Source organism: Lactococcus sp. FSL K6-0773 (genome assembly GCF_038006485.1).
Taxonomy (GTDB): Bacteria; Bacillota; Bacilli; order Lactobacillales; family Streptococcaceae; genus Lactococcus; species Lactococcus lactis.
On sequence record NZ_JBBOVF010000001.1, the window covers coordinates 483,770 to 505,301 of the forward strand.

The following is a 21,532-nucleotide window of genomic DNA, read 5'->3' on the forward strand; positions in this document are numbered from 1 at the left end:
TTGAATTAGAAATACAATTTAGTTAGGAGGAAATAAGATGAAAACTTTTAATTATGGTAAAGATGAATTACAAGCGCTTGACCTCTATCAACCAAAAGAATGGAACGGAAAAACTTTAGTATTGATTCATGGCGGTGGTTGGTGGCAAGGAGACAAAGGCAAAGAAAAAGAAGTTGCCATAGGATTAGCTACCGAAGGTTATCAGGTTGCAGCTCTGAATTATCGTTTGGCCACACAAGCTAAAAATCTTTTTCCAACCCAAGATGAGGATGTTGAAGCTGCCTACACTTGGCTTCTTAAAAATATCCCAGATTTCAAGGCTGATAACATCGCTTTTATTGGTGGCTCAACAGGTGGACATTTAGCTGCTTATTTGGTATTGACAAAAGGTCGCCCCTTTGTCAGCCTGTCAGGACTTTTAGATTTAAAGGGATTTTATGAAAATCATAAGGAAACGATTCCTAAACAATTAATCATTGCCCCAGACTTACCCAGTAAGAAGATTGACCAAGCGGGAGCCAATGATTCTTACTATAAGTGGATTATCGAAAACTTACTGGCGTCAATAAATGATGATAGTTTAGAAAAGGCCTCTATTTTTTCTAAAGTAACTAAAAAGAGTGGACCGGGCTTGCTTTGCAACTCAATGAATGAGCTTGTTCCTACTTATGAACATCAAAAATTAGCAGAACTATTGCGACAAGAGCAAATTCCAGTAGAAACTTGTCTACTTAACGGTTCAAGACATGGGGAGGCTTATATTGATGACATTTGGCCTAATCTTTTAAACTTTTTGAAACGTTATATCTAATGATAAAAACAATCAACTCAGTAGTTGATTGTTTTTTAATTTATTTAGTAGAAGACTTTATCATTTCGATAAGCTTTAAAATTTCATCAGTATGAAAATTGTTTGATTTATAGAGGGCATAAAAACCATTTTTAACTCCAGTATAGTGATAGTTATAATCTTTTTCAAAATATTTTAGAAAACGAGCAGAAATGAAAGTTGCACTATTTTTATTAATATTAATATTTGAGAGGGCATCTTGAGTCGACTCAACTGCAGTATAAGGTAAGTGTGAAAATAATGGATTATTTTTTTCCAATATTTTGTAAACATCAATTTTACTTTTACTGACAATAAGAGAAGTGACTTCTCTTTCTAGTGGTTTTTTACTGACAGAAATAATTTCATCATCAAAAATTTTTTTGACCGAAATATCTGCTGACAGAACGGGCTGACTAGAAGCACTAATAAGTGCCAAATCACAGTAACCATTTTTCAATTCTGTCAGCGCATTAAAAGAAGAAGTGCTTTTGATAATTAAGTTAGCCTGATTAGTTTCATGATCGAAAATTTGAGGAATTACAAAATTTGTCATTAAAAAATTTCCTGAAATCCGGAGAACAGAAGAATTTTTTAAGAGTGATTCTGCGGAAACAATAGCGTTCTCAAAAAAGGAGCGAATAATTTCATAAAGCTGAATTCCAGGAGCTGTCAGCTGGATTCCCTGACCATTTTTTTCGATTAGGTGAACACCATAAGCAGACTCAAGTTTTTTGATTTGGCTACTGACAGCTGGCTGACTGATATAAAGTGCCTCTGCTGCCCTTGATATTGACTGAAATTTTGCGACATGATAAAAAATTTCAAGTTGATGTGTATTCATTGATATCTATTTAACTTTCACTTGTAATTGATAGTAGTCTTATTAAGACCTTATAAACGATTGACATATTTTTCACCAATTTCATTGGCATATAATTCCATGACCTTAGTCCAAAAACTGCCCTCTTTATCGCCGGATTCACTAAAATATTGCTTCATTTTATTGATTTGATTTTCATTCATACGTTCATCTAACATGTTTCCTTGTTCGGTCAGATAAAGCTGTTTGATTCTTTTGTCATTTTCATTTGGCTTGAAATGAACCAATTCTTTTTCTTTCAAATCATTCATAGGACCGTTCAAAGCTTGTTTAGAAATATCAAGCACTTCAAGTAATTCATTAACAGTTAAGCCAGGAAGTCTTCCAATGAAAAATATAATTCGCCGATGTACTTGACGAATTCCGTAAGAAAGTACTAGGTCGTCCTCTTGTTTAATAAATGCACGGTATCCGAAGTAAAATAAAGCCAAATCTCTAGTAAAATTTAAGTTATCGTCTATTCCTGAGTTTTCTTTAGTCATAGCTCACTCCTTTTATTAGTCTATTATACTTGATAATTTAAATAAGTCAATATCGTTGACTTATTTAAAGAAAAGCGTTATTCTACAAATGTCAAGTTGATTGACCAATATATAATAAAATATGGAGGAATGCGATGTATACAGTAGGAGATTACCTATTAGACCGATTACACGAGTTAGGAATTGAAGAAATTTTTGGAGTCCCTGGAGACTATAACTTACAATTTTTAGATCAAATTATTTCCCGCAAGGATATGAAATGGGTCGGAAATGCTAATGAATTAAATGCTTCATATATGGCTGATGGCTATGCTCGTACTAAAAAAGCTGCCGCATTTCTTACAACCTTTGGAGTATGTGAATTGAGTGCAGTTAATGGATTAGCAGGAAGTTACGCCGAAAATTTACCAGTAGTAGAAATAGTGGGATCACCTACATCAAAAGTTCAAAATGAAGGAAAATTTGTTCATCATACGCTGGCTGACGGTGATTTTAAACACTTTATGAAAATGCACGAACCTGTTACAGCAGCTCGAACTTTACTGACAGCAGAAAATGCAACCGTTGAAATTGATCGAGTACTTTCTGCACTACTAAAAGAAAGAAAACCTGTCTATATCAACTTACCAGTTGATGTTGCTGCTGCAAAAGCAGAGAAACCCTCACTCCCTTTGAAAAAAGAAAATCCAACTTCAAATACAAGTGACCAAGAAATTTTGAACAAAATTCAAGAAAGCTTGAAAAATGCCAAAAAACCAATCGTGATTACAGGACATGAAATAATTAGTTTTGGCTTAGAAAAAACAGTCACTCAATTTATTTCAAAGACAAAACTCCCTATTACGACATTAAACTTTGGAAAAAGTTCAGTTGATGAAACTCTCCCTTCATTTTTAGGAATCTATAATGGTAAACTCTCAGAACCTAATCTTAAAGAATTCGTGGAATCAGCCGACTTCATCCTGATGCTTGGAGTTAAACTCACAGACTCTTCAACAGGAGCCTTCACTCATCATTTAAATGAAAATAAAATGATTTCACTGAATATAAATGAAGGAAAAATATTTAACGAAAGAATCCAAAATTTTGATTTTGAATCCCTCATCTCCTCTCTCTTAGACCTAAGCGGAATAGAATACAAAGGAAAATATATCGATAAAAAGCAAGAAGACTTTGTTCCATCAAATGCGCTTTTATCACAAGACCGCCTATGGCAAGCAGTTGAAAACCTAACTCAAAGCAATGAAACAATCGTTGCTGAACAAGGGACATCATTCTTTGGCGCTTCATCAATTTTCTTAAAACCAAAGAGTCATTTTATTGGTCAACCCTTATGGGGATCAATTGGATATACATTCCCAGCAGCATTAGGAAGCCAAATTGCAGATAAAGAAAGCAGACACCTTTTATTTATTGGTGATGGTTCACTTCAACTTACAGTGCAAGACCGCAAATTGCAAGTCCAAGTTAGCCAGCCAAGCTCATCTCATATGAACTCTTATAGTTGAACATTTTTCTTGGATAATGGTTCATCCAATACTCGATAGCGGCGACTTCTTCAGGGGTCGTCTTTGTTGTGCCTTTTGGCAGATGCCTACGAATCATTCGGTTATGGTTTTCATTCGTCCCTCGCTCAAAGCTCGCGTAGGCGTGTGCATAGTAAACTGGACAGCTTACGACCTCAGAGAGCCTTGCAAATTCATGGCCATTGTCAGGGGTAATGGATTTGAAGTCATAACTTTTTTGAAGTTCCACCAGCTCATCATTGACCGCCTGTGCTGTTTTCCCATCAATCAAGCGAATGATCTCCGTGCGGTATTTTCGCTCTGTGAGCGTCAAAAGCACCTTGTTCTTAGCTCTCGTAAGAATGACCGTGTCAATCTCGTAATGCCCCACTTCTAAGCGATTGTTAATGAACTCAGGCCGTTCTTCAATAGACTTGCCAAAAGGATGCTTTGGCGCACGAGGTTTGATTTTCTTTGCCGCCTTATACTGCGGATAGAAAAGATGATGACGCTTGGCTTCTAACCAGCCCCAGTTGACCCAATTGTAGAGGCTGCTCAGAGAAACTCCTTTTAGAGCCTGATGAATGACTTCCAAAGAGTCCTTGTCTTCTTTAAGACGTGTACTCACATAACAATCAATCTCAGTCGTGAGTTTACTCGGACGCCTCAATCCTTCATAATTTTCTTGAGCCTTTTTAGCAGAGTATTTTACCTTCCGCTTGAGCTGGATTTCCCCTCGCTTCATCTCTCTGTCAATCGTCCCATGAGCTTTATTCAATAAGCGCGCAATCTCACGGTTGCTCAGTCCTTCTTTATTGTGCCAACGTTCAATGTTTAAACGGTCTTGATTGGTCAGGTGTTTCCCTTTGCTCTGGCTTGTGATAGAATAGTCTTGCATCTGAATTTCCTTTTTATACTATTTGGTCGAACTTCTAGTATAAGAGATTCAGATGTTTTTTGCTTGACTCAAGGTGGCTAACTTCATTTTACAATTTGCGGTTAAAAAATTAAGTAAACTTGATCAAAAATACAGTGAAGAACTAAAAGATGCTAAGCAGAAAAATTTTGTGACTCAACATGCTGCTTTCCGCTATTTAGCATTGGACTATGGTCTTAATCAAGTGTCTATTGCAGGTTTAAATCCTGACAAAGAGCCTTCAGCTAAAAGATTGGGGGAATTAAAAAAATATGTTGAAGCTAATAGTATTCAGTATATTTATTTTGAAAAAAATGCTAATGATAAATTTGCCAAAACACTCGCCAAAGAAGCAAAAGTAAACGTTGAGGTGCTTAATCCATTAGAAAGTTTGACGAAGAAAGAACTTTCAGAAGGCGGGAATTATATCAAAGTTATGGAACAAAATTTAATAGCACTTAAGAAAACAACAGAAACAGAAGGAAACGAAATTCAAGCAGAAGATAAAAGTAATGAAGTGAAAACGGTTGCCAATGGTTATTTTTATGATGCTGATGTGAAAAACCGTTCTTTAAGTGATTATAGTGGAAATTGGCAATCAGTCTATCCTCTCTTGGAAAAAGGAACATTAGACCAAGTGTTTGAGCTTAAATCAAAACTTAATAAGGAAATGTCAGCTGCTGACTATAAGGATTATTACACAAAGGGTTATAAAACGGATGTTGACCAAATTTTAATAGATGATAAAACGATGAGTTTCGTTAAAAATGGAGTAAAAGAGAGCTATACATATCAATATAAAGGTTTCAAAATTCTAAACTATAGTAAAGGAAACCGTGGGGTTCGCTATTTATTTGAATCAAATGATCCCAAAGCTGGTGAATTTAAATATGTTCAATTTAGTGATCATAATATTAGCCCCGTAAAGACAAGTCATTTTCATATTTTCCATGGTGGAGAGAGCCAAGAAAAAGTTTTATCTGAATTAGAAAATTGGCCAACTTATTATCCGAAAATGTTGACGGGCTTTGAGATTGCTCAAGAAATGATTGCACATTAGTAACGTGTAATATAAAGATAATTAAATGTTGTTAAATCGTAAAAAAGTTTTTCAGAGCAAACTGAGAAACTTTTTTTTACTACAAATTAGAAATTGCAATAAATTAATTAATTTGTTTACCATTAAGAATAAAAGGGGTAAAGTGAAAAATAGATAAAGTTAATAACGGTAGAAGTACTAAATGTAATGTATAATCTAAAATAGTATTGAAATATATATGTTTTAACAGTTTTGAAATGCATTGACATGAAAACGCTTGTGTGATAAGCTGTAACTTAAACATTACACAAGGAGTTATTATGAAAAAGATACATTTAAATAAATGGAAACATAAGACTAGTCTTTATCTTATGCTGTTTTGTTTGTCTTTACCATTGGCCTTAACGCCCCTAAGTGTCTCGGCAACTGAAAAAGAAACAGAATCTGAACAAACAGCACCAACAAGTCAAAAAGATGCTTCTGAAACTACATCTGAAACTCAAACGGTGGAATCCTCTACTAATGATCAAAACCAAAATAATTCAACGATTTCCTTACCAGAAAGTTCTTCTACTACTAGCTTAGCGCCTTCTGAAAGTCTGACTTCTGATTCAAAAAAATTGGCGCAAAAAGAGGAAGTAGTTGCATCAACAACGGTTGCTGAACCAAAAGCAGCAGCAAGTTCTACAATCTCTGTACCAGACCCAAATTTAAAACAAACAATTTTATCAACTTTAGGGCTTGCAACGACTGCTGAACTGACTCAGACAGATATGGATAAATTAACGAATTTAACTTTAAATTCAGTAGATATTTATAGCCTAGTTGGACTTGAACATGCAACTAATCTTTCATCAATTTATATTAATGTCAATAACAAAATCACAGACTTTACACCATTAGAATCATTAACCAAACTGACATTTGTTACCCTACAAACTAGTTCATTAACCAGCGATAACTTTCCAAATCTTACAGCAAGTCAGGGTTTGACAAATTTGTCAATTGGTGGGACTAGTGTGGATAATTCTGTATTAGCAAAAATTGTTAATTTAAAAGCTTTAGTAAGACTTTATATGGATAGTAATATGAATATTACAAACATTGAGCCATTAAAAGTTCTTCCGAATCTAAAGAGTCTTAGTGTTCAATTTTGTGGAATCACAGATTTTACTGTCATCAAAGATTTTCCAATAATGTCTGACTTGGCAGCATTTGGCCAAAATACTGGAAGAAATGATCCTCCAACTACGGTGACAAGATCGAGCTTGAAATATAATGAAGATGAGCAAAGTGTTTATATTCCATTTTCAATGATGCCTAATCGAATGACGAATTTTGATGGTTATATTCCACCTTTTTCAACTTCAAACTCTGCCAGTAATACTTATTTTGATTTTAATGGAACTCAACTTCCAGCCAGTCGTTTGCAAATAGATGACAATGGAATCACTATCAATTCAGTTAGTCCTGAAGAATATCAAGGAATAAAATCTTTTGAGTATAATGCTCGTTTAAATAATCCAGCAGGAACGTATGCAGTTCCCGATGGCTATACGTTTTATGCAATATCCTCAGGTACTTATTTACATCAATTTGATGTCGTTGATGATGGGGCCCCAGTCACAGTTAAGTATCAAGATGAAAATGGTCAAGAACTAGCACCGTCAGAGCTTTTAAATGGCTATGTAGGAGCAACCTATAATTCAAAAGAACTAAGTTTCCAAGGATACTCTTTAATTAAAGTGGATGGTGATGCAACCGGTAAATTTACGGATAGTCCTCAAACAGTAACTTATATTTATCAGAAAAATGCTAAGTTACTTGGTCAAGTGACGGTCAAGTATATAGATACAGATGGTAAGGCACTTTTCGGTGATGTTATTCAGACAGGGAATATTGGTGAAACTTATCATACAGAAAAGAAAGAACTAACTGGTTATACTTTCAAGAATATAATTGGTAATGCCTCTGGCCAATATACTAATAGCCCTCAAACAGTAACTTACGTTTATGAGAAAAATGCTAATCCTAATAAACCAGAAGAAGTTATTCCAGATTCTAGTGATAAAAATAATGTAAATCCAGACTCTAGGGAGAATGAAACAACGAAAGGGTCTAAGACTGTTAAAGATAAAGAATCAGTTGTAACTTCTAAAGAAAAGAATCTACCTGAAACAGGTGATAAAGAACAAGGAATGAAAAAAATTACTTTGTTTGGTTCTTTCTTACTTATACTTGGTTCACTTGTGCTATTTATTCGATTTAGAAAAGTAGATTAATTATAACAATTATTTTATAAGAGCTTTGTTTTCTTAGCTCTTTTTTAATTAATATTGATAAAAAAGGAGGGGCAATGGTTGGAGAAGTTGTTTTAGTCAATGCCTATAAAAAATTTTTTAGAGAATATTTTAATTTCAAAGGTAAAACGAGTCGGCTAGATTTCTGGTATGTCATATTAAGTTTATTAATACTTTCGATCATTCCAACAGCCATTTTATCTTACTTAATTTTTGGTTCTTTAATGAGTATTTCAGGTGGAGGAAATGTTCAAGAAATAATGGAGATTACATTTCTTAATATACCAATCTTTATTATTGGAATCATCTATTTGTTTTTATTTGTCCCAGTTATTACGATGACTGTTAGAAGATGGCGTGATGTCGGGTTAAGAGCAAGTGGCATAATTTTGATATTCTGTTTATTGGTGCTAATTGTGATTCTAGGTTTTATAATTCATCTGAAACAAAATATAATTATTGATTTTCTTATCGTTATAAGTTCATCAATGTTTTTGATTACTTTAATGCCTTCCCAAATATGTTGTACTAATTCTAAAAATAGAATTAGTCAATTCTTTTTTTGCTCAAAAGGTGAAAGATAGTTTTATGTGAAAATAAAAGAAGAATTCTGCCGAATAGAATTCTTCTTTTTTATAATTATTAACCTTATTTTACTTTCAAGGCTTTCGACTTTTCTAAGAGGAAAGGTCTTAGGTAGCCCACTGTATTTGATAAAGGAAGCACATCTGGACTTAAATTGATGTTTAATTCATTTATGAGGTAGTTTCTTCGTGTTATAATTCTTTGCCATAGTTCGGGATATTCATTTTTAAGTTCATTTTTAAGTGACTGATCAGCAATAGCTACGCATTCTTCAGCACTTACGCCTGCTAAACCTTCTACAGATGGAATAATATCAATTTGAAAAATCATTCCACTAGCAATTTTCACTTTTGAATTTTTATAGAAAGGAGAGGCCATCCATTCTTCATCAGCGACATAGTGCCCTGGATTTAAATGCCAATTGTAATTTGATTTTGGCAAATTATCATCAATCATTTTATAGAAATCATTTCCCGACATCCCGATGGAAATATTTTCTAACCATGAAACGACTCCTTTATAATAAGGAATGACAATATCAGTGAGATAATGCTTTTGGTTATCTGGCAATTCTTTTTCTTCATTGACTAAAAAACCGGTTCGACTAGACAAGCCTCCTTTGAAACCTGTTGTCATTGAAATTGGTTCTCCAAAGTTTATTTTTTTATAGGTTGGATAGAAGTTGGCTTTTTTAAATCTTTCTCCAGAAGCTGCAATTGTAATTACAGAATGGGCTTGCCCTTCGTCAGAGAGTATTGCGCCAATTTCACTTTCTTTCATTCCTATTTTAAGCTGATTCATGGCATTTAGAATGCAACGAGAGGCAAGATTAGCTCCATATTCATAATGCGCGAGTTCGTTTGCATTGTTTATCGTCCGAATTCCTTTTGGACCAATGAGGAGTTGAGCAGCGTTAGTTAAAATTGTATCTGTTGAGAGTGAATTCTTTACTGCGTCTACGATAAAGTAGGGAAGATCAAATAATTCTGAAGGCTCTTCATTTTGTGTTGTAAACATCTTCCAGCCAATCAAGCCAATTTTTTTGTTTTTATAAAGTTCTAACTCCTTAAAAATCTGAGTTAGACTTTTTTCGTTATCCATGGGTTGATTTGGCAAAGAAAATTGAGGGGTAATGAATAAGGTTAGCTTCAATTCTTGAGTGTTTAGACATTTTTAAATTCTCATTACCCAAAACAAGCGTGGCTTTATCATTTTTATCAATAATGATTAATCCTTCCTCAAAACGAGGAATAAATCCAGTAAAGTATTCAAAATTGCTGCCATGTTCTTTGTCTGCATAGATAATTAATGCATCGTATTGTTCTTTAGCCATTATTGTTAAAAGCTTTTCTTTTCGGTCCTTTAATGTTTTGTCAGTTAGTGTAACCGGTGGAACATTATTAAAGAGCTTTGGTTCGTTTATTTTTTCGTAAATAATTTCTTTATTCATTTATAGTCACCACTTTCACATTATTATCATTTAAATTATTCATCAATTCACCTTCAATTTTTTCATCGGTGATGAGATAGTCTATTTCTTTTAAATCACAAATTTTAAAGAATCCTTCTTTATTAAGTTTGGTATGATCTGCTATGGCTATGACTTGCTTTCCTTGTTGAATCATTTTTCTTTTGACGAGGCCTTCCTCTTCAGTATGAATAAATAAACCATTATTAGAAAGAGCGAAAACGCCTAAAATTGTAAAATCAACTTGATATTGAGAGAGTTTTTCAACGGTTTCCGCACCGTACAAGAATAGTTGATTCTTGTTTAATTTTCCGGGAAGAAGTTGTACAGTTGCCATCTCATACTTCGAAAGTAATATTGCATTGGTGAGGGAGTTTGTGATGGTTGAGATAGAGAAGTTATCAAGTTGTTTTATAGCAACTTCGACGGTTGTTGATGAATCAAAAATGAGAGTGCTATGATCTTTTATGAGATTTTTTATTTTACTTGCTATTTTTTTCTTTAAACTGGTGGAAATATTTGAGCGTTCTTCATAATTCAAAATCTCAGCCTCTTTGCCGATTGGAATTGCTCCACCATGAACTCGATGCAATTTTTTTCTGGATTCTAACTTTATTAAATCTCTCCTAATTGTATCTTTTGAAACTTCAAGTTTTTGAGCTAGAAAATCAATTGTGGCACTGCCTTCTTTATCAATGATTTGGCTAATTTGGGATAGTCTTTCTTCTAATAACATTCTCTCTCCTTTTTAACTATCATAACACAGCACACGAAAATAAGCAATAAGTTGCAATTGTTTAATCGAAAATATGCCAAAAATGCAAGTTAATGCAAAATGTTTATTTATCTTATTATTATAAATATATAATCGTTTTAGTTTTTGTTGTCATGTTATAATAATTATAATATCAATATGGAGAATGAAGTAAGAATGAAAAAAAGTAAGTTAAAGAAAATTTTAGGTTTTTCGGGAGTGGTAATACTGATAATTGCTACGTTTATATTTTTTTACCTTAAGACGAATAGCTATCATCCCACTTCTGAAGCTTTAAAAATTTCACAAAAAGCTGAAGTTCAGAATGATACCCTTGTATTTAAAGGAAATCCTAAAAAAACAAGCATTATCTTTTATCAGGGGGCTCTAGTAGATAATAAGAGTTATAGTATTTGGGCAAATAAACTTGCTAAAGCAGGATATACGGTTTATCTAATAAAAGAACCATTAAATTTAGCAGTGTTTAATCCAGATAAAGCTTCCTCAATTATTAAAACGAATAAAATTAATAATTATGTGGTCGGTGGCCATTCATTAGGTGGGGTAATTACAAGTCGGTTTGCAGAAAAAAGAATATCTGATTCATCATTAAAAGGAGTTTTCTTTTTAGCTAGTTATCCTGATAAAAAAGGAAGTCTAACTAATTTTAATGGAGGAATATTATCCATAGTTGGTTCTCAAGATGGGGTCCTAAACTGGTCATCATATCAAAAGGCGAAACAATATCTTCCACAACAAACGAAGTATATTACTATAGAAGGTGGAAACCATAGTGGATTTGGGAGCTATGGTTTTCAAAAAGGAGATAAAAAGGCGTCAATTTCTAATCTTCAACAGCAAGAAGCAATCTTTCAAACATTAAAGAATTGGCTTATAAGACTAGATTAGATATTTTATACTAATAGTAAAAGGACTTCATTATGACCTCTAAATCTTTTTTGATATAATCGATATATTACCCTTAAAGTAGAGGAGAAATAATGAATTTAGAAATAAAAAATGTATCTAAAACTTTACCGGAATATCGTCAAGTCATAGATTTAGTTAAAAATTCTTTTCCTAAAGAAGAACAATATCCAATTTGGCTGTTAAAACTTTGGGCCTTGAAGAAAAATGTACATTTCTGGGCTTACTATCAAAATGATGAATTTTGTGGTGTTTCTTACCTTGTGAGTCATGAAGAGATGACTTTTGTTTTATATTTAGCAGTTAATAATCAGGTTCAGTCTAAAGGTTATGGTTCGGCGATTTTAGAAACTTTAAAAGAAAAATTTTCAGGTAAAAATATTACTTTGAACATTGAGAGACTTGATCCGAGTGCAGATAATTATGAACAGAGAGTAAAACGTCTAAAATTCTATAAAAAGAATGGTTTTTATGATACAGACTACACGATTACTGATCGGGGAGAAACTTTCTTAACTTTGACAACATCACCCTTTTTCTCCGTAGAGGTTTTTAAAAAGGTCTTAAGAGAATTAACTTTGGGTCTTGATTTATTAAAAATCGGAAAATCTGAATCCTGAAAATTGAGGATTACAAAAAAAGTTGAAAAATGCTAAAATGGATAAGGTAATCTTTGTCCCTTTTTTATATTCTTTTGGGTTTAAAAGAGGGCAAAAATTAGAATTCAAATTTGTATTCTTTTAGTAGAATAAAAACTCAGCTAAGTCTTGATTTTTATCTGAATGTTAAATTAGAAATATATAAAAGCTGTCGAGATGTACAGTTGATTTGAGGAGTATTAATATGGTAATACAATGGTTTCCTGGGCATATGTCCAAAGCACGTCGTCAGGTGCAAGAAAATTTAAAATATGTTGATTTTGTGATTGAATTGGTTGATGCTCGTCTCCCTATTTCTTCACGTAATCCGATGTTGGGGCAAATTATTGGAGATAAACCAAGAATTATTGCTTTAAATAAAGCTGATTTAGCTGATTCTAATGCAGTAGCACAATGGATCGAATTTTTTGATGAACAAGGTTTTGTAACTTTAGCCATTAATTCTAAAGAAGAATATACAGCAAAAAGATTAACTGTTGCTGCTAAAAAATTGATGGCTGATAAGGTCGCTCATGATAAGGAGCGCGGCATTGCTCATACTACTTTGCGAACAATGATTATCGGAATTCCGAATGCAGGGAAGTCAACTTTGATGAATCGCTTAGCAGGTAAAAAAGTTGCAGTGACTGGGAACCGTCCAGGGGTAACTAAGGGTCAACAATGGATTCGAACCAATAAAGAATTAGAATTATTGGACACACCAGGTATTCTTTGGCCAAAATTTGAAGATCAACTTGTTGGTTTAAAATTAGCTTTGACTGGGGCAATTAAGGATGATTTATTGCCAATGGATGAGGTAACAATTTTTGGATTAAATTATTTTTTGAAGAACTATCGAACAGTCACAATGAAACGATATCGAATGACAGAAGAAGATTTGGAGCTTGAAATTCCAGACTTAATTATGGAGTTGACCGCAAGATTTGGTTTCCGTGATGATTATGATCGTTTCTATAATATGTTTGTCAAAGATGTTCGAGATGGAAAACTGGGCTTGTTCTGTTTGGACGAAGTCGGAGTTGACGGACTTTGATTTTATGATTGTGTGATTACTGACAGATTTTCAGTATCAATAACATAAATAATATTATGTAAAACTACTGACAGAAAAGCTGTCAGTAATTTTTGAGAGTTGGTGAGTAAAATGGGACAAACCATTAAAGAAATTAAAGCGACCTTAGCCAAACTGACAGACTTGTCAGCAAAAGAATTCTTAGAGTATGAAGCAGATGAACGGGCTGGGGTTCAAGCAGCACTTAAAAGTAGGAAAAAACAAATTTTAGCAGAGTTAGCAGAAGAGGCTCGTTTGGAACAAATGTTGGAATTTGAGAAAGAACTTTACGGTCAAGAAATTCAATTAATTGCAGGTATTGATGAAGTTGGTCGTGGACCACTTGCTGGTCCTGTAGTGACTGCGGCAGTCATTTTACCTAAAAATTGTAAAATTCGGGGTTTAAATGATAGTAAAAAAGTGCCAAAATCAAAACATCATGCTATTCTATCTGAAATTCAAGAAAAAGCTTTAGCAATAGGAATTGGGATTGTTGATGCGGAAAAAATTGATGAAGTAAATATTTATGAGGCAACAAAAATTGCAATGATTCAGGCAGTATCAAAATTATCTGTTAAACCTGAGCATCTCTTAATTGATGCTATGGTTTTGGATTTTCCTATTGCACAGACAAAAATTATTCACGGAGATGCTCGTTCAGCCTCGATTGCGGCAGCTTCAATTGTTGCTAAAGTAACTCGTGATGAAATGATGAAAGAGTTTGCTCTTGAATTTCCTGAGTATGATTTTGAACATAATGCAGGTTATGGAACAGCAAAACATCTTGAAGCTCTAACAAAATATGGTATCACAAGAATTCATCGCAAGTCCTATGAGCCGATTAAAACAATGGTCAATTTTAAATCGTAGATTCTGTCAGTAAAAATATGTAAAACGTGAACGTTATCTGTTCACGTTTTTTTGCTGACAGGTCTGTCAGTAATTATTTAGACTATTCTTTTTTAATAAAAAACTAATTTTATATTAACCTAAATGACATAATAAATAAAGAGAGTTTTTTATAAAATTAGTTACTAATAAAATATTTTAAATTGGTCTAGTTACATCTGTTATAATTTCCAATATTTTTTAATAATAATTATTTTAACAAAAGACTTATATCAAAATTTTGGTAGAGCAGATGATGAGCCAAGTATAAGCTTTCATACTGTTTTCTTTAATATCCTAAGAGAAATATAAAGTAATATAAATGTTTTTTATTATAAATTATGTAAGATATACTTTTTGTATGAACTGGTATAAATTTGACGATTAAGTCCTAAATAAGTTATAATCTCAATTGCGTAATTTCTTAAATCCAGAAATAACAGCTACATTGACATACTGATTAAAGAGTATAGCCAATGAACTGTTATAAATCTTGAAAAAACAATAAAAATAATAGTTTGGGGGATGTTGAGAATGTATAAAAAATATGGAGATTGTTTTAAAAAGTTACGAAACCAAAAGAATTTAGGATTATCATACTTTAGTAAATTAGGAATAGACCGTTCAAATATATCTAGATTTGAACATGGAAAGTGTATGATGAGTTTTGAGCGCATAGATTTGATGTTAGAAGAAATGCAAGTGCCATTAGCTGAGTACGAATTGATAGTAAATAATTATATGCCGAATTTCCAAGAATTTTTTATATTAGAATTGGAAAAAGCTGAATTTAGTCAAAATCGAGATAAAATAAAAGAGTTATATTCTGAGGTTAAAGAAACAGGGAATCATTTACTGACGATTACCGTTGAAACGAAGCTTGGGACTATTAGTCAGATAGAAGTTAAGGAAATTGAAACTTATCTTTGTAATATTGAAGAGTGGGGATATTTTGAACTAACTTTATTCTATTTTGTATCTGATTATCTCAATGTCAATCAATTAGAATTGTTGCTTTTTAACTTTGACAAAAGATGTGAAAATTACTGTAGAGTCTTAAAATATAGAAGGAGACTATTGCAAATAGCCTATAAAAGCGTTGCGATATATGCGGCTAATGGAGAAAGAGCAAAAGCCGAAAATATTTTAGAAATAACTAAAAAATATCGAACTGTAGGTGTCGATTTATATTCTGAAGTATTAAGACATCTTGCCAGAGGTATCATTATTTTTAATTTTGAAAATGCAGAAGTGGGAGAAGAAAAAATAAATTATGCGCTTGAAACTTTGGAAGAATTTGGAGGAATGAAGATAAAAGAATTCTATCAGAAAAAAATGGAAAAGTATTTGAAAAAGTCAATTTAGTCTCTTTTAAACTGTTGCTTTAAAGCAACAGTTTAAAAGAGATTTTTTTTATTCTGGAGCATATACTAGAAAATGAAGATGAGTTGTATGAGGCTATATAACATGTCTTTTAAAAAATTCAATCATAAATATAAGGAGGTATGATGAATCAAAAAAAAATATCATTATTCGGTTTTTTTGCATTAACCGCTTCAATGGTTTTGACTGTCTATGAGTATCCAACTTTTGCCACGTCAAAATTACATTTGGTGTTCTTTTTACTTCTCGGAGGACTACTCTGGTTTTTGCCCGTAGCGCTCTGTGCAGCAGAAATGGCGACGGTTGAAGGTTGGAAAAATGGTGGAATTTTTAGTTGGGTGAGCCAAACTTTAGGGGAGCGCTTTGGTTTTGCAGCCATATTTTTTCAGTGGTTTCAAATTACAGTTGGCTTTGTCACTATGATCTATTTCATTTTAGGGGCCCTCTCTTATGTGTTAAATTTTCAGGCACTTAATACAGATCCATTGATTAAATTTATTGGTTTACTAATCATTTTTTGGGGATTGACATTTTCTCAGTTAGGTGGGACACAAAGAACTGCTAAATTGGTAAAAGCTGGTTTTGTAGTTGGGATAGTGATTCCATCGATTATCTTGTTTGGATTAGCTGCGGCATATTTTATCGGAGGTAATCCTATAGAGATACCAATTAATAAGCATGCTTTTGTACCAGATTTTTCACAAGTATCAACTTTAGTAGTTTTTGTTTCTTTTATTCTTGCTTATATGGGGGTAGAAGCTTCAGCTTCGCACATTAATGAACTTGAAAATCCAAAGAGAAATTATCCCTTAGCAATGATTTTATTAGTAATATTAGCTATTTCTTTAGATGCCATAGGTGGATTTTCTGTAGCAGCGGTTATTCCTCAAAAAGACTTATCATTAAGTGCAGGGGTAATTCAAACTTTTCAAACGTTAATCTTACATTTTAATCATCATTTGGGATGGTTAGTTAAAGTAATTGCACTAATGATTGCCTTTGGGGTTATGGGAGAAGTGAGTTCATGGGTTGTTGGTCCTTCTAGAGGGATGTTTGCAGCAGCACAAAGAGGCTTATTACCAAAATTTTTACGTAAAACAAATACGCATGAAGTCCCTGTTCCTTTAGTTATGATTCAAGGAATCATTGTTACACTTTGGGGCGCTGTATTAACTTTTGGAGGAGGAGGAAATAATTTATCTTTCTTAGTTGCCATTTCACTGACAGTAGTGATTTATTTGGTAGGTTATCTCTTATTCTTTATTGGTTACTTTGTTTTAATCTATAAAAAACAAAATTTAAAGCGCACTTATAATGTTCCAGGTAAAAGAGTTGGAAAAACAATCATTGCGGGAATTGGATTTTTATTATCAATTTTTGCTCTATTTATTTCCTTTGTTCCTCCAGCATCAATTGCGAAAAATGAGACTCATACTTACCAAATGATACTTCTTATAAGTTTTGTTGTGACTGCTATCTTGCCATTTATTGTTTATGAATTGCATGATAAAAGGGGACATGATACTATTGAAGAACCAAGGCACTTTAAAGCAAGAGATGTGAACCCCGCGATTTATCCAGCAGCTCGTGGTGAGCATCATATTATTAAAAAAGAAGAACATATCTTAAAACATTAAAAAATTGGAGGATGTACATATGTTATACGGAAAAGAAAATCGCGATGAAGCAGAGTTCTTGGAACCAATTTTTGGTTCAGAAAGTGAACAAGTGGATTTGCCTAAATATAAATTAGCTCAACAATCAATTGAACCTCGAGTGGCCTATCAGTTAGTTCAAGATGAAATGTTAGATGAAGGGAACGCTCGTTTAAATTTAGCCACATTCTGTCAAACTTATATGGAACCTGAAGCAGTCAAACTAATGAGTCAAACCTTGGAAAAAAATGCAATTGATAAATCGGAATATCCAAGAACAACTGAAATTGAAAACCGTTGCGTCAACATGATCGCTGACCTTTGGAATGCGAGTGAAAAAGAAAAATTTATGGGGACTTCAACGATTGGTTCTTCAGAAGCTTGTATGCTTGGTGGAATGGCCATGAAGTTTTCTTGGCGCAAGCGAGCAGAAAAATTGGGATTAGATATTAATGCGAAAAAGCCAAACTTAGTTATTTCATCTGGTTATCAAGTTTGCTGGGAAAAATTCTGTGTTTATTGGGATATTGAAATGCGAGAAGTGCCAATGGATAAAGAACATATGTCAATCAATTTGGACAAGGTGATGGATTATGTTGATGAGTACACGATTGGTGTAGTTGGTATTATGGGGATTACTTATACTGGTCGTTATGATGATATCAAAGCTTTGGATAATTTAATTGAAGAATATAATAAACAGACAGACTATAAAGTTTATATTCACGTAGATGCTGCTTCAGGAGGACTTTATGCTCCCTTTGTTGAGCCAGAACTTGAGTGGGATTTCCGTTTGAAAAATGTCATTTCAATCAATACCTCAGGCCATAAATATGGTTTAGTTTATCCTGGTGTAGGTTGGGTTTTGTGGCGTGACAAAAAATATTTACCAGAAGAATTAATTTTTAAAGTAAGTTATCTTGGAGGAGAACTACCAACGATGGCCATTAATTTTTCTCATAGTGCCTCTCAATTAATTGGTTAATATTATAATTTTGTACGTTATGGATTTGATGGATATAAAGCTATTCATGAGAGAACACATAAAGTAGCCATGTTTTTAGCAAAAGAAATTGAAAAAACTGGAATGTTTGAAATTATGAACGATGGGTCACAATTGCCAATTGTCTGCTATAAATTAAAAGAAGATTCAAATCGAGGTTGGAATCTTTATGATTTGGCGGACCGTTTATTAATGAAGGGATGGCAAGTGCCTGCTTATCCACTTCCCAAAAATTTGGAAAATGAAATCATTCAACGTTTAGTGATTCGAGCAGATTTTGGAATGAATATGGCATTTAACTATGTTCAAGATATGCAAGAAGCAATTGAGGCTTTAAATAAGGCTCATATTCTATATCATGAAGAGCCTGAAAATAAAACATATGGATTTACTCACTAAAAAAACCGATATTCATCTTAAGAAAAATCAAAAGCGATATAGTTAATCTATATCGCTTTTATTTTGATGATAAATTTTGTTTTTTTCTATTTAGTCATAAGTTTGTCAGTGATTATTTTTCATAATATTTATCTAAAATCTCCATTTTTAAAGGAGTAATCTTAGATAATGGGGCTGTTAAACTTGTTCTTAAGAAGAGTTTGTCTTCAATGTTGATAATTCCTAAATATTTAAGTTGAGGATAATTTGCATTAACTTCCATAATTTGATTTTTTCTTTCAATCAGATTTTCACTTGTTACTGGCACATCAAGATTAACAGTTCTTTCTTTGTATGAGTAGTTTTTGAGGGCAGCAATATTTCGATTAGGAATAAAAGTCGTTGCGCCATCAGCGCCAATTACTGTAATTGAACGAATTCCTACAGTTTTTACTACCCCTTCGATGTCAAGGCCAGCAAAAGCCACAGTATCTCCAACGTTGATTTGATGTTCAACGATAATAAAGAAGCCATTGATAATATCAGCGACTAAATCTCGCCCCGCAAAACCTAGAGCAACTCCGAGAATACCAGCACCAGCAAGGATATTTGCAACAGGAATTCCAATGACTCCTAGAACAGTATAGATATAAAGAAAAACTGTAAGATAATGGATGGCACTGGTTGTCAGTCGAGAGAGGGTTAAAATTCTCGAAGTATCTGTCCATTTTTGCTCACTATAATTTTTAAATAAGCGTTTAACGATACGAGAGCCGGCTTGATAGAGAATAAAAAAAAGAATACTAATTAATAAAATTGTAATTGCTTTATCTAATAAAAATAAACCAAAGTCTTCCCAGTTTGTTTTTAATAAGTTCATTTTTGCTCCTTTGTTCAGTAATTTTATAAATTCATTTATAGAGAAATTGACTATATTTGAAAAAATTGTTTGAACTTTTACTGAATTTCATGAATATTTTCTTGTTTTATGTTACAGAAAATAATATAATCTATTATAACAAAAAAATTTGGAGGATGTTATGGCAATTAATTTAGACTGGGAAAATTTAGGATTCAGCTATCGGAACTTACCTTTTCGTTATATCGCTCGTTTTAAAGATGGAAAATGGAGTGCTGGAGAACTAACAGGAGATAATCAACTTCATATTAGTGAATCATCACCTGCTTTGCATTATGGTCAACAAGGTTTTGAAGGATTAAAAGCCTATCGAACAAAGGATGGTTCAATCCAACTTTTCCGTCCTGACCAAAATGCTGCTCGTTTGCAAAATACGGCGCGTCGACTTTGCATGGCAGAAGTTCCAACTGAAATGTTTATTGATGCAGTTAAACAAGTGGTGAAAGCAAACGAAGATTTTGTGCCTCCTTACGGAACGGGTGCAACGCTCTATCTCCGTCCACTTTTGATTGGGGTTGGTGACGTTATTGGGGTGAAACCTGCTGATGAATATATTTTCACCGTTTTTGCTATGCCGGTTGGTTCTTATTTTAAAGGCGGATTGGCTCCTTCAAAATTTGTAATTTCAAGAGATTATGATAGGGCAGCTCCACTTGGTACAGGTGGTGCCAAAGTTGGAGGAAATTATGCAGCTTCTTTACAAGCAGAAGTTGGTGCCAAAGCTTCAGGCTATGCAGATGCAATTTATCTTGACCCAAGCACACATACTAAAATTGAAGAAGTCGGGGCAGCAAATTTCTTTGGAATTACAGCCGATAATGAATTTATCACACCATTGAGTCCATCAATCTTACCTTCAATTACTAAATATTCTCTTCTTTATTTAGCTGAACATCGTTTGGGACTCAAAGCGATTGAGGGTGAAGTTTATGCCAAAGATTTAGGTAAATTTGTTGAAGCAGGAGCTTGTGGCACAGCGGCAATTATCTCTCCAATTGGTCGTATTGACGATGGAGAAGATTCTTACATTTTCCATTCAGAAACAGAAGTAGGACCAACGGTTAAACGTTTATATGATGAGTTGGTTGGCATTCAGTTTGGTGATGTTGAAGCACCAGAAGGCTGGATAGTTAAAGTTGATTAATTTAAAAAGCTAAAGAATACTCTTTAGCTTTTTTATTTTGAAATAAATAATTTATCTTTTTTAATCCATTCTTGATCCTCTGTTCGAATTGGACGTATCACTTGGCAAGGATTACCAGCAGCAATCACATTTTCTGGAATATCTTTGGTAACGACGCTTCCTGCACCAATAATACTATTGTCACCAATGCTTACACCAGGAAGAAGGCTGACATTTGCCCCCAACCAGACTTGGTTCCCAACCGTAATTGGCTTTGAATAGACCCCGCCAGCAGTTCTTAAACTTGGATCTTCCGAATGATTGGCAGCAAATAAACCACAGCGGGGACCAAAGTAAACATTATTGCCAATCGTGACCTGATTACAGTCTAAAATAATCATATCATGATTAATGAGGACATTATCGCCAATTCTTATATTGAAGCCAAATTCACAGCGAAAATTAGATTCAATATAAGGATTTTTACCTAAATGTTCAAAAAGATTCTCTAAGATTTCTGGATGATAACCCTCATTGTTATTAATTTTTTGATTATAACGGCGGCTTTCAAAAAGGGCATGGTTACGATATTCAGACAAGTCTAAATCGGCGTCATCGTATGTTTTTCCTGAATTAATTAGTGTCTTTAATTGTTTCTTATTCATTCTTTTATCTTACAATTTTAGTCTCTTTTAGTCAATTGTAAGGGTTTTTATATTTTTGATAAAGCTACTAAAAATTACATTTATATATAATTGTCAGAATATATTGATATTTCATCGAAA

General features: G+C 33.3%; 17 protein-coding genes and 3 pseudogenes. 13 read left to right on the forward strand and 7 right to left on the reverse strand.

Annotated elements, in window-relative coordinates:
- The first annotated feature begins 37 nt into the window (after positions 1–37).
- Positions 38–811 (forward strand): alpha/beta hydrolase, encoded by a 774-nt coding sequence (locus tag MHB61_RS02415; protein WP_003130263.1) that lies wholly within the window; start codon positions 38–40, stop codon positions 809–811.
- A gap of 40 nt (positions 812–851) precedes the next feature.
- On the opposite strand, the gene MHB61_RS02420 is transcribed toward MHB61_RS02415, so the two are convergent.
- Together MHB61_RS02420 and MHB61_RS02425 are read right to left on the reverse strand one after the other, a co-directional pair.
- A complete protein-coding gene (locus MHB61_RS02420; RefSeq protein WP_003130265.1) occupies positions 852–1,673 on the reverse strand; it encodes a LysR family transcriptional regulator in 822 nt (273 codons plus the stop codon).
- Positions 1,674–1,723: 50 nt separating this feature from the next.
- Complete coding sequence (locus tag MHB61_RS02425; protein WP_003130267.1) at positions 1,724–2,194, reverse strand: MarR family winged helix-turn-helix transcriptional regulator; 471 nt, start codon at positions 2,192–2,194, stop codon at positions 1,724–1,726.
- 134 nt (positions 2,195–2,328) lie between these two features.
- Here MHB61_RS02425 and MHB61_RS02430 point away from each other — a divergent pair, with 134 nt between their 5' ends.
- On the forward strand, positions 2,329–3,702 hold the full coding sequence (locus MHB61_RS02430; RefSeq protein ID WP_262651914.1) for an alpha-keto acid decarboxylase family protein: 1,374 nt from the start codon (positions 2,329–2,331) through the stop codon (positions 3,700–3,702).
- Here MHB61_RS02430 and MHB61_RS02435 read toward each other — a convergent pair.
- Positions 3,662–4,597, reverse strand: coding sequence for an IS30 family transposase (locus MHB61_RS02435; RefSeq protein WP_262651913.1), 936 nt, complete (start codon positions 4,595–4,597; stop codon positions 3,662–3,664). The genes MHB61_RS02430 and MHB61_RS02435 overlap by 41 nt on opposite strands.
- Before the next feature lie 100 nt (positions 4,598–4,697).
- On the opposite strand from MHB61_RS02435, the pseudogene MHB61_RS02440 reads away from it, so the two are divergent.
- The 3 genes and pseudogenes from MHB61_RS02440 to MHB61_RS02450 all read left to right on the forward strand — a co-directional run.
- Positions 4,698–5,675: pseudogene (locus tag MHB61_RS02440) on the forward strand (metal ABC transporter solute-binding protein, Zn/Mn family); the annotation flags it as partial.
- Between the two features lie 299 nt (positions 5,676–5,974).
- Positions 5,975–7,936, forward strand: coding sequence for a MucBP domain-containing protein (locus tag MHB61_RS02445; protein ID WP_010905876.1), 1,962 nt, complete (start codon positions 5,975–5,977; stop codon positions 7,934–7,936).
- Positions 7,937–8,010: 74 nt separating this feature from the next.
- Positions 8,011–8,538 (forward strand): DUF805 domain-containing protein, encoded by a 528-nt coding sequence (locus tag MHB61_RS02450; protein ID WP_003130166.1) that lies wholly within the window; start codon positions 8,011–8,013, stop codon positions 8,536–8,538.
- 64 nt (positions 8,539–8,602) lie between these two features.
- Here the strand turns inward: MHB61_RS02450 and MHB61_RS02455 are convergent.
- Together MHB61_RS02455 and MHB61_RS02460 are read right to left on the reverse strand one after the other, a co-directional pair.
- Positions 8,603–9,989, reverse strand: a pseudogene (locus MHB61_RS02455) (M24 family metallopeptidase).
- Complete coding sequence (locus tag MHB61_RS02460; RefSeq protein ID WP_003130169.1) at positions 9,982–10,743, reverse strand: DeoR/GlpR family DNA-binding transcription regulator; 762 nt, start codon at positions 10,741–10,743, stop codon at positions 9,982–9,984. Before MHB61_RS02460 ends, MHB61_RS02455 begins: the two are co-directional and overlap by 8 nt.
- 195 nt (positions 10,744–10,938) lie before the next feature.
- Between MHB61_RS02460 and MHB61_RS02465 the strand changes: the two genes are divergently transcribed.
- The 7 genes and pseudogenes from MHB61_RS02465 to MHB61_RS02495 all read left to right on the forward strand — a co-directional run bounded on the left by MHB61_RS02465 (position 10,939) and on the right by MHB61_RS02495 (position 18,726).
- Entirely contained in the window at positions 10,939–11,670 is a 732-nt protein-coding gene (locus MHB61_RS02465; RefSeq protein WP_014570617.1) for an alpha/beta hydrolase, read from the forward strand.
- A gap of 92 nt (positions 11,671–11,762) precedes the next feature.
- Positions 11,763–12,308 carry a GNAT family N-acetyltransferase gene (locus MHB61_RS02470; protein WP_003130171.1) on the forward strand — a complete coding sequence of 182 codons (546 nt, stop codon included), beginning with the start codon at positions 11,763–11,765 and terminating at the stop codon, positions 12,306–12,308.
- A gap of 223 nt (positions 12,309–12,531) precedes the next feature.
- Positions 12,532–13,380 carry a ribosome biogenesis GTPase YlqF gene (ylqF, locus tag MHB61_RS02475; protein ID WP_010905873.1) on the forward strand — a complete coding sequence of 283 codons (849 nt, stop codon included), beginning with the start codon at positions 12,532–12,534 and terminating at the stop codon, positions 13,378–13,380.
- Between the two features lie 111 nt (positions 13,381–13,491).
- Positions 13,492–14,268 (forward strand): ribonuclease HII, encoded by a 777-nt coding sequence (locus MHB61_RS02480; RefSeq protein WP_003130174.1) that lies wholly within the window; start codon positions 13,492–13,494, stop codon positions 14,266–14,268.
- 552 nt (positions 14,269–14,820) lie between these two features.
- A complete protein-coding gene (locus MHB61_RS02485; protein ID WP_137015874.1) occupies positions 14,821–15,651 on the forward strand; it encodes an XRE/MutR family transcriptional regulator in 831 nt (276 codons plus the stop codon).
- A 143-nt stretch (positions 15,652–15,794) separates the two neighbouring features.
- On the forward strand, positions 15,795–17,306 hold the full coding sequence (gene gadC, locus MHB61_RS02490) for a glutamate:gamma-aminobutyrate antiporter (RefSeq protein WP_010905871.1): 1,512 nt from the start codon (positions 15,795–15,797) through the stop codon (positions 17,304–17,306).
- 19 nt (positions 17,307–17,325) lie between these two features.
- Positions 17,326–18,726 (forward strand): annotated as a pseudogene (locus MHB61_RS02495) (glutamate decarboxylase).
- Positions 18,727–18,838: 112 nt separating this feature from the next.
- Here MHB61_RS02495 and MHB61_RS02500 read toward each other — a convergent pair.
- Positions 18,839–19,585 (reverse strand): mechanosensitive ion channel family protein, encoded by a 747-nt coding sequence (locus tag MHB61_RS02500; RefSeq protein WP_003130180.1) that lies wholly within the window; start codon positions 19,583–19,585, stop codon positions 18,839–18,841.
- Positions 19,586–19,745: 160 nt separating this feature from the next.
- On the opposite strand from MHB61_RS02500, the gene MHB61_RS02505 reads away from it, so the two are divergent.
- Positions 19,746–20,768, forward strand: coding sequence for a branched-chain amino acid aminotransferase (locus tag MHB61_RS02505; RefSeq protein ID WP_003130182.1), 1,023 nt, complete (start codon positions 19,746–19,748; stop codon positions 20,766–20,768).
- Positions 20,769–20,800: 32 nt separating this feature from the next.
- Here the strand turns inward: MHB61_RS02505 and MHB61_RS02510 are convergent, their stop codons facing one another.
- A complete protein-coding gene (locus MHB61_RS02510) occupies positions 20,801–21,412 on the reverse strand; it encodes a sugar O-acetyltransferase (RefSeq protein ID WP_003130183.1) in 612 nt (203 codons plus the stop codon).
- Positions 21,413–21,532 lie beyond the last annotated feature (120 nt).

Excerpts from the sequence above, each read along its gene's own strand:
- MHB61_RS02500 (WP_003130180.1), bottom strand. The coding sequence starts at position 19,585 with ATGAACTTATTAAAAACAAACTGGGAAGACTTTGGTTTATTTTTATTA.
- MHB61_RS02420 (WP_003130265.1), bottom strand. The coding sequence starts at position 1,673 with ATGAATACACATCAACTTGAAATTTTTTATCATGTCGCAAAATTTCAG.
- MHB61_RS02425 (WP_003130267.1), bottom strand. The coding sequence starts at position 2,194 with ATGACTAAAGAAAACTCAGGAATAGACGATAACTTAAATTTTACTAGA.
- MHB61_RS02415 (WP_003130263.1), top strand. The coding sequence starts at position 38 with ATGAAAACTTTTAATTATGGTAAAGATGAATTACAAGCGCTTGACCTC.
- MHB61_RS02445 (WP_010905876.1), top strand. The coding sequence starts at position 5,975 with ATGAAAAAGATACATTTAAATAAATGGAAACATAAGACTAGTCTTTAT.
- MHB61_RS02480 (WP_003130174.1), top strand. The coding sequence starts at position 13,492 with ATGGGACAAACCATTAAAGAAATTAAAGCGACCTTAGCCAAACTGACA.
- MHB61_RS02450 (WP_003130166.1), top strand. The coding sequence starts at position 8,011 with ATGGTTGGAGAAGTTGTTTTAGTCAATGCCTATAAAAAATTTTTTAGA.
- MHB61_RS02485 (WP_137015874.1), top strand. The coding sequence starts at position 14,821 with ATGTATAAAAAATATGGAGATTGTTTTAAAAAGTTACGAAACCAAAAG.
- gadC (WP_010905871.1), top strand. The coding sequence starts at position 15,795 with ATGAATCAAAAAAAAATATCATTATTCGGTTTTTTTGCATTAACCGCT.
- MHB61_RS02430 (WP_262651914.1), top strand. The coding sequence starts at position 2,329 with ATGTATACAGTAGGAGATTACCTATTAGACCGATTACACGAGTTAGGA.
- ylqF (WP_010905873.1), top strand. The coding sequence starts at position 12,532 with ATGGTAATACAATGGTTTCCTGGGCATATGTCCAAAGCACGTCGTCAG.
- MHB61_RS02465 (WP_014570617.1), top strand. The coding sequence starts at position 10,939 with ATGAAAAAAAGTAAGTTAAAGAAAATTTTAGGTTTTTCGGGAGTGGTA.
- MHB61_RS02510 (WP_003130183.1), bottom strand. The coding sequence starts at position 21,412 with ATGAATAAGAAACAATTAAAGACACTAATTAATTCAGGAAAAACATAC.
- MHB61_RS02435 (WP_262651913.1), bottom strand. The coding sequence starts at position 4,597 with ATGCAAGACTATTCTATCACAAGCCAGAGCAAAGGGAAACACCTGACC.
- MHB61_RS02470 (WP_003130171.1), top strand. The coding sequence starts at position 11,763 with ATGAATTTAGAAATAAAAAATGTATCTAAAACTTTACCGGAATATCGT.
- MHB61_RS02460 (WP_003130169.1), bottom strand. The coding sequence starts at position 10,743 with ATGTTATTAGAAGAAAGACTATCCCAAATTAGCCAAATCATTGATAAA.
- MHB61_RS02505 (WP_003130182.1), top strand. The coding sequence starts at position 19,746 with ATGGCAATTAATTTAGACTGGGAAAATTTAGGATTCAGCTATCGGAAC.